The organism is Pseudomonas brassicae, from assembly GCF_010671725.1.
Taxonomy (GTDB): Bacteria; Pseudomonadota; Gammaproteobacteria; order Pseudomonadales; family Pseudomonadaceae; genus Aquipseudomonas; species Aquipseudomonas brassicae.
In genome coordinates, this window is sequence record NZ_JAAHBU010000469.1 from 1 (window position 1) to 7,436 (window position 7,436).

At 64.5% G+C, this 7,436-nt stretch carries 7 protein-coding genes and 3 pseudogenes; 5 read left to right on the forward strand and 5 right to left on the reverse strand.

What is annotated here, in order from left to right; genetic code table 11:
• Positions 1-104: 104 nt before the first annotated feature.
• The 3 genes from G3436_RS24555 to G3436_RS24565 are packed head-to-tail and all read right to left on the reverse strand — an operon-like array spanning position 105 to position 1,133.
• Positions 105-443: a hypothetical protein gene (locus G3436_RS24555; RefSeq protein ID WP_163950512.1), complete on the reverse strand. Its 339-nt coding sequence runs from the start codon at positions 441-443 to the stop codon at positions 105-107.
• Positions 440-808, reverse strand: coding sequence for a phage holin family protein (locus G3436_RS24560; protein ID WP_163950514.1), 369 nt, complete (start codon positions 806-808; stop codon positions 440-442). Before G3436_RS24560 ends, G3436_RS24555 begins: the two co-directional genes overlap by 4 nt.
• A 10-nt stretch (positions 809-818) precedes the next feature.
• Positions 819-1,133: an ElaB/YgaM/YqjD family protein gene (locus tag G3436_RS24565; RefSeq protein ID WP_163950517.1), complete on the reverse strand. Its 315-nt coding sequence runs from the start codon at positions 1,131-1,133 to the stop codon at positions 819-821.
• 308 nt (positions 1,134-1,441) lie between these two features.
• Here G3436_RS24565 and G3436_RS24570 point away from each other — a divergent pair, with 308 nt between their 5' ends.
• Positions 1,442-2,650, forward strand: coding sequence for an ammonium transporter (locus G3436_RS24570; RefSeq protein ID WP_163950520.1), 1,209 nt, complete (start codon positions 1,442-1,444; stop codon positions 2,648-2,650).
• Positions 2,651-2,656: 6 nt separating this feature from the next.
• Here the strand turns inward: G3436_RS24570 and G3436_RS24575 are convergent.
• Positions 2,657-4,614 (reverse strand): annotated as a pseudogene (locus tag G3436_RS24575) (monovalent cation:proton antiporter-2 (CPA2) family protein).
• A 200-nt stretch (positions 4,615-4,814) separates the two neighbouring features.
• Here G3436_RS24575 and G3436_RS24580 point away from each other — a divergent pair.
• The 4 genes and pseudogenes from G3436_RS24580 to G3436_RS24595 all read left to right on the forward strand — a co-directional run bounded on the left by G3436_RS24580 (position 4,815) and on the right by G3436_RS24595 (position 6,919).
• Entirely contained in the window at positions 4,815-5,051 is a 237-nt protein-coding gene (locus G3436_RS24580; RefSeq protein WP_279538728.1) for a glutaredoxin family protein, read from the forward strand.
• Positions 5,052-5,171: 120 nt separating this feature from the next.
• On the forward strand, positions 5,172-5,603 hold the full coding sequence (locus G3436_RS24585; RefSeq protein WP_163950523.1) for a D-Ala-D-Ala carboxypeptidase family metallohydrolase: 432 nt from the start codon (positions 5,172-5,174) through the stop codon (positions 5,601-5,603).
• Positions 5,604-5,673: 70 nt separating this feature from the next.
• Positions 5,674-5,985 (forward strand): transcriptional regulator, encoded by a 312-nt coding sequence (locus G3436_RS24590; protein WP_163950526.1) that lies wholly within the window; start codon positions 5,674-5,676, stop codon positions 5,983-5,985.
• Positions 5,986-6,035: 50 nt separating this feature from the next.
• A pseudogene (locus G3436_RS24595) lies at positions 6,036-6,919 on the forward strand (pseudouridine synthase).
• A gap of 42 nt (positions 6,920-6,961) precedes the next feature.
• Here the strand turns inward: G3436_RS24595 and G3436_RS24600 are convergent.
• Positions 6,962-7,436 (reverse strand): annotated as a pseudogene (locus G3436_RS24600) (methyl-accepting chemotaxis protein); the annotation flags it as partial.

Below are 7,436 nucleotides of genomic sequence, written 5' to 3' on the forward strand. Positions count from 1 at the left end.
TGCGTTGAAAACAGCCTCGGAATGCTTATTTACAACCCGTAAGCTCCGCTCCCTCGGCTGTTTCCGCCTTGCCTGACCTTCGTCTCAAGGCTTTCATACAGACCCTAGTGCTTGCCCGACTGCATGAACAGCCTGATCAGGGGGGCCAGGCTGCTGCCCAGGCCCGCCAGGCGGGTCAGGCTGCCACTGCGCGCGCCCTTGCCCGTCAGAAACCCCAGTAGCACCACCGCGCCGATGCCCCACAGCGGCCCGTGCTTGATGCCCAGCCCGCCCTGCAGCCCGCCTTGCAAGGAGTCGCCCATGCTGCGCAGGCGCGTCAGCGGCTTGAGCACCTGGCCGGATTCATGCCGAATCTCCTGGCGGTGCATTTCCAGGCGCAGGCGTACCAGGGCCTTGCGCAGTTCGCGTCGATCGGTGGTTTGTGGCAGTTCAGGCAGGCTCATGGCAACAGGCGCTCCCGGTCCTTGGCGAGTTCTTCGAGGGTGGCATGGAACGGCGACGATTCGTCGAACACCGCCGCTTTCAGGCGCAGGCCACAGAACACCGCGGCCAACCCGTAGAACACGCACAGGCCGATGATGCCGGCCAGGCGATAGCTGTCCCACAGCAGGATCAGCAACAGGGCCGACAGGCCGGTAAGCAACAGCAGGGCAAACACCAGCGCCAGCCCGGCGAACAGCAGCAGGCTCAGGGTGCGCGCCTTCTGTTCCTGCAGCTCGATGCCGAACAGTTCGACGTGGCCGTGCAGCAGGCCAAGAATTGCTGCGCCCAGGCGCCGCGAGGACGAGCCGGTGGTTTCGGTCTCCATACCCCCGACCTCAGCGACGACTGGCCAACAGGCCGATCAGAAAGCCGACCCCGGCGGCGATGCCGACGGATTGCCAGGGGTTGGTCTGCACATAGTCCTCGGTGGCGCTGAGTGCTGCCTGGCCACGTTCACGCACCGACTCCTGGGTTTGCTGCAGGCTCTGGCGGGCGCGCAACAGGCTGTCGTGGATCTGGTTGCGCAACTCGTCGGCCTGGTCTCCGGCCAGGGTGGCGCTGTGTTCGAGCAGCTTTTCGGTGTCGCGCACCAGGGTCTGGAAGTCTGCCATCAGAATGTCTTGAGCAGTCTTTGCCGTTTTGCTGGCCATGGGTCTCTCCGTGTCGAGTGGGCGTCTGGGATTTCGAGTGCGGGGCGGCGTGGAAGGTTCAGTGCAATCGGCACTGGTACAGCATTTGCTTTGCCCTGGTGCAATCGAGCGGGCGTGCGCGCCAAATCCGGGCGTCGGTGCACAACCGCTCGATAAACCTTAACCCAATCCACGACAAACCCAGGAAAAAACTCCAGGCCGGCGCAATCAACGTCCGCGAGAAGACAGCAATGCGATCCAGGATGGTGCGCGCGTGATGTGTTCGAACCGCTTTGGTGCTTTTTTCGTTCAGCAGGCCTGCCCAATACATGGAACATTTGCTCTCAGCGGTGGACTCACTGGTCCAAGGCTCCAATACCCTGTTCATCCTGCTCGGCGCCGTCATGGTGCTGGCCATGCATGCCGGTTTTGCCTTTCTTGAGGTGGGCACGGTGCGGCACAAGAATCAGGTCAATGCACTGTCCAAGATCCTCAGTGACTTCGCGGTGTCGACCCTGGCGTACTTTTTCGTCGGTTACTGGCTGTCGTACGGCGTGCATTTTCTGCACCCGGCCGCGACCCTCGGTGCCGACCATGGTTACGGCCTGGTGAAGTTCTTTTTCCTGTTGACGTTCGCGGCGGCGATCCCGGCGATCATCTCCGGTGGCATCGCCGAGCGGGCGCGGTTTGCCCCGCAGTTGTGCGCCACGGTGCTGATCGTGGCGCTGGTGTACCCGTTCTTCGAGGGCATGGCGTGGAATGGCAACTTTGGCGTGCAGGCCTGGCTGCAGGCACGCTTTGGCGCCGCTTTCCATGACTTCGCCGGGTCTGTGGTGGTGCACGCGATGGGGGGCTGGCTGGCGCTGGCGGCGGTGCTGTTGCTGGGGCCGCGCAATGGTCGCTACCGCGAGGGCAAGCTGGTGGCCTTCGCACCCTCTAACATTCCGTTTCTGGCCCTGGGCTCGTGGATCCTCATCGTTGGCTGGTTTGGCTTCAATGTCATGAGCGCGCAGACCTTGCAAGGTGTCAGCGGGCTGGTGGCGGTCAACTCGCTGATGGCGATGGTCGGCGGCACCGTGGCCGCGCTGGTGGTGGGACGCAATGATCCGGGCTTCTTGCACAACGGCCCGTTGGCCGGGCTGGTGGCGATCTGCGCCGGCTCTGATCTGATGCACCCGGTGGGTGCGCTGGCCACCGGTGCGATTGCCGGGGCGCTGTTCGTGTGGTGTTTCACCGCGACCCAGAACCGCTGGAAAATCGATGACGTATTGGGCGTGTGGCCACTGCACGGGGTGTGCGGCGTATGGGGCGGGATCGCCTGCGGCATCTTTGGCCAGGTTGCGCTCGGCGGCCTGGGCGGGGTCAGCCTGAGCAGCCAGGTGCTCGGTACCCTCGGCGGGGTAGGGGTGGCGCTGCTTGGCGGCTTTGCCGTGTATGGCGGCATCAAGGCGCTGCTTGGCCTGCGCCTGAGCCAGGAACAGGAGTACTACGGCGCTGACCTGTCGATCCACAGGATCGGCGCCACCAGCCACGACTGAGCGGCCTCAGCGCCCGTGCAGCAGGCGCGCCTGGCAGGCTTCGATGGCGGCCACCGGGCCGCTGAGCACCAGGGTGTCGCCAGCCTGCAGGCGGGTGTCGGCGGTCGCCGACAGCGGCTGGCCGTCGCGTTGCAGGGTGTGTACTTCAACGCCGAGCATGTCCAGGTCCAGCTCCACCAGCGAATGGCCGCAGGCGTTCGACTCGGCATTCAGGGTGACCGCATGCAGCATCACCTTGGGTTGTCCCTCACTGTCCACCGGGCTGGTCTGCGCGCCCTGGTAGAAGCCGTGCAGCAGCCGATAGCGGCTGTGGCGCACTTCGTCGATGCACTGCTGCACGCGCTGCTGTGGCACGCCCAGCATGACCAGGGCGTGGGAGGCGAGCATCAGCTCGATTCCAGCAGTTCCGGTACTACCGCCGTGGCGCCGGCGGCGCGCAGCTCGTCGCGTAGGCTGTCGTCGCGGGTGCGCACCAGGATCGGCACCTGGGTATTGAGCTGGCGGGCTGCCTTGAGCACGCTCATGGCGATGTCGGTCTGGTCTACCGCGATCACCAGCAGGCGTGCACGGTCCAGGCCGATGGCCGCCAGCAGTTCGCCGCGACGTGAGTCGCCATAGTGCACGCAGTGCTCGCCGGCAGCGGCCTCCTGGACCCGTACCGGGTCGTCGTCCAGGGCGATGAAAGCGTGTTGCTCACGGCGCAGAAAACGCCCGATGGACTGGCCGACACGGCCGTAGCCGCAGATCAGCACGTGGCCGCTGAGCGAAGCGCTCTGCGCCTGGATTTCTTCAAGCTGCACTTCCTCGTTGGGTTTGCGGTGCAGGCGGGCGGCAAGCGCCGGCGCGCCGCGCAGCATCAGCGGGGTGAGCAGCATCGAGCAGAAGGTGGCGGCAAGCAGCAGGTGGCCGAGGGCTTCGGGCAGCAGGTGGGTCTGTTGCATCTGTGCCATCAGCGCAAAGCAGAACTCGCCGCCCTGGGCCAGGGCCAGGCCGCTGCGCCAGGCGGTTTCGCTGTCGCTGCCGCGCAGTTTGACCAGCACCGCCACCACCGTGCCCTTGATCGCCAGCAAGCCCAGGGTCAGGCCGAGGATGGCCAGGCCATGGCTGGCAAACAGTTGCAGGTCGATCAGCATGCCGATACTGACGAAGAACAGGCCGAGCAGGATGTCGCGAAACGGCCGGATATCGGCCTCGATCTGGTGGCGGTAGTTGCTCTCGCCCAGCAGCATGCCGGCCAGGAACGCCCCCAGTGCCGGTGACAGGCCCAGCAGGTGGGTGAGCCAGGCGGTGAGCAACACGATGACCAGCGCCAGCAGCACGAACAGCTCGGCGGAGTGGGAGCGCGCCACCTCATGGAACAGGCGTGGCAGCAGCCAGCGGCTGGCCAGCAGCAGGCCGACGAACAGAATCACGGTCTTGCCCAGGGTCAGCGGCAGGGCCCAGTACCAGGCCTGTCCGCTTTGACCGGCGAACACCGGCACCAGCGTCAGCAGCAACACCGCGACCACGTCCTGGAACAGCAGCACGCCGATGGCGTTCTGGCCATGGCTACTGAAGATTTCACCAAGGCTGGTCAGCTCCTTGCTGACGATCGCAGTGGATGACAACGCCAGCCCCGCGCCCAGCAACAGCGCTGCATCGGCGGGCATGCCGAGCAGTGACAGCAGGCCGGCGAGCAGCAGCGCCGAACAGACTACCTGCAGGCTGCCCAGGCCGAACACCACCCGGCGCAAGGCAAGCATTTTGCTCAGGGAGAACTCCAGGCCCAGGGAAAACAGCAGGAACACCACGCCCATTTCCGCCAGGTCCGGCAGTTCCTCGCTTTCGTTCACCCAGTCCAGCGCGGTGGGGCCCACGAACAGCCCGACGCACAGGTAGCCCAGTACCGGGGGCAGTTTTAGCCGCCTGAACAGGGCAATGACGACCAGTGACGAGGCCAGGATGATCAACAGGTTGGCAAACACTCGGCAAGCTCCAGGTTGTGACGCAATTCATTCGGGTAGACGATAGCGGGCAGTGGGCAAAAAAACGTTCAGGGTAAAGCGTCTGTGGTGACGCACGATTGATCTGCGTCAGGCTGCCGGGCATCGCCTTCCACGCCTCGACTGCGCAAGTCCGCGCCCCTAGAATGGTGATCCGTTTCCAGCATTTGCGGTACTGCCCCATGCCTCCCGAAACACAACTGCTCGGCACCCTGGGCTGCCACCTGTGTGAACTGGCCGAGGCCATCCTCATGCCTTTTGTCGAACACGGGCTGCTGGTCGAGCTGGTCGACATTGCCGACAACTCGGCGAACTTTGACCGCTATGGCCTGTCGATCCCGGTATTGCGCCGCTGCGATACCGGCGCCGAGCTCAACTGGCCGTTCGACGCGGATCAGGTAGTGGCGTTCCTGCGTTAGGCCCTCTGCACGTTTACATGCGCATGCACAAACACAGGTGCGGTGGCGCGCTTGGCGTTGGAGAATCGTCACGGCAGCATGGGGCTGCGACGAATGTTCAACCGCCAAGGAGTGGCGTACATGTACCTGAGCCCGCATTTCACCTTAGAAGAACTGACGGCTTCCGACACGGCCCGGCGTGAAGGCCTGGACAACTCACCCTCACCCGACGCCCTGGCCAATCTGTGCCGCCTGAGCCAGTGCCTGGAGCAATTGCGTCACACGCTTGGGCGCCCGATCCGCGTCAGCAGTGCCTACCGCAGCGCCGAGGTCAACCGTCGGGTCGGCGGAGCGCCGGGCAGCGCGCATACCCAGGGCCTGGCCGCCGACATCATGGTGGCGGACATGTCCGCGCGCGCGCTGGCGCAGCATGTCATTGACAGTGGCCTGGCGTTCGATCAACTGATCCTGGAGTTCGACCGCTGGGTTCACCTGGCCCTCGCCGAAGGGGCGGGGCGCCAGCAAGTGTTGACGGTGCGCGGGGGCACCGGTTATCTACCGGGCTTGCAGTGACTACTGTTCATTCATACACTGTATGCAAATACAGTTATCGGGTGAGCGCTTGCGCCAGAGGGGCCGGACGATGGTCAACGTCGAACAATTGAAGTACAGCGTCAACCGCATGGCCGTCGAGCAGGTGCGCGAAGCTGTCCTCGAGCTGCGCCTGGATGGCCTGGTGACCGAGGGGAAAACACCGTTCAGCAAGGTGCATTTCAATACCTGCTTTGCCGAGATCGAAGCCCTGTTCCAGCGCGCCGGCTATCACCGGCCGCTGGATGTGGTGGGGTACCAGGGCTTGCTGTATGCGCTCTACGATCCGGGGCGCTGGGAGGCGGTGGAGGTGCTGCGCTGGCTCAAGGAGTTCACCGAGGCGGCGGCAAGCCAGGCTGGCTGAGCGGGCGGCCATGCAGGATAATGGCCGTCCAACCCCAGGCGAGCGTGTTCATGAGTGTCCCCTTCGATCCAGCCCAGCATCAGGCCAGCACCTTGTGCCTGCCACCGGGTAACTGGGCCACCGTGCTCGATTGCCTGTGCGACCACTTCAAGGCGATCAGCCGCGAGCAATGGCTCGATCGCATTGCCGGGGGCGGGTGTTGGATGCCCTGGGCGCGCCGATTGACCGGGCGCTGGCGTACAAGCCTGGTTTGCGCATCCACTATTTTCGTGAAGTGCCCAACGAAAAACCGATTCCGGTGCAGGAGCACATCTTGCACCGTGACGAACACCTGGTGGTGGCCGACAAGCCGCATTTCCTGCCGGTGACCCCAACGGGAGAGTATGTCGAGCACACCCTGCTGCGCCGTCTTATCCGGCGCCTCGACAACCCGCACCTGGTGCCGCTGCACCGCATTGATCGACACACCGCGGGGCTGGTGCTGTTTTCCGCCAACCCGCACAGCCGCTCGGCCTACCAGCAGCTGTTTCCCACCCGCCAGATCGACAAGCATTACCAGGCTATCGCCCGGGCCCTGCCTGAACTCGAATTTCCCCTCGTGCACAAGAGCCGGCTGGTCAATGGCGAGCCGTTTTTCCGCATGCAGGAAGTGGAGGGCGTGAGCAACAGCGAGACCATTGCCCGGGTACTGGAGAAAAACGGTGAATGGTGGCGCTACGGCCTGTCGCCGGTGACCGGCAAGACGCATCAGTTGCGCGTGCATATGGCTGCGCTGGGGGCGAGCATCTGCAACGATCCGTTCTATCCGCAGGTGCTGCAGGGCGCGGATGACTACGCACGGCCGCTCAAGCTGCTGGCGCACAACCTGGGCTTCAATGATCCGCTGACGGGTGAGCGTCGTTATTTCGAAAGCCGGCTGACGCTCGACTGGTAGGCCGCTGTCGGCGCACAACCCGCTGGGCTGTGCGCCGCAGGGTTAGCGGTTGAAGCGTTCCACCAGCGAGTACTGGGTGGTGGCAGTCAAGGTCAACGCTTCGCTGAGCAACGCCGAGTGCTGCGCCTGCTCGGAGGTCTGGTCGGCCAGTTGGGCAATGGTGCTGATGTTGCGGCTGATCTCGTCGCCACGGCAGTCTGCTCTTCGGTGGCGGCGGCAATCTGGGTAGTCATGTCGGTGATGTTGGCCACCGCTTCGCTGATACCGACCAGTGCCTGGTCGGCTTCCATTACGCGAGCCACACCTTCCTCGGCCTGCCGATGGCCGGCTTCCATGGTCTGTACCGCATTGCTGGCGGTTTGCTGGAGCTTGGCGATCAGGCCGTGGATCTGCCCGGTCGACTCGCTGGTGCGCTGCGCCAACTGACGGACTTCGTCGGCCACTACCGCAAAACCGCGACCCATCTCGCCGGCACGCGCGCCTCGATCGCGGCGTTGAGCGCCAGCAGGTTGGTCTG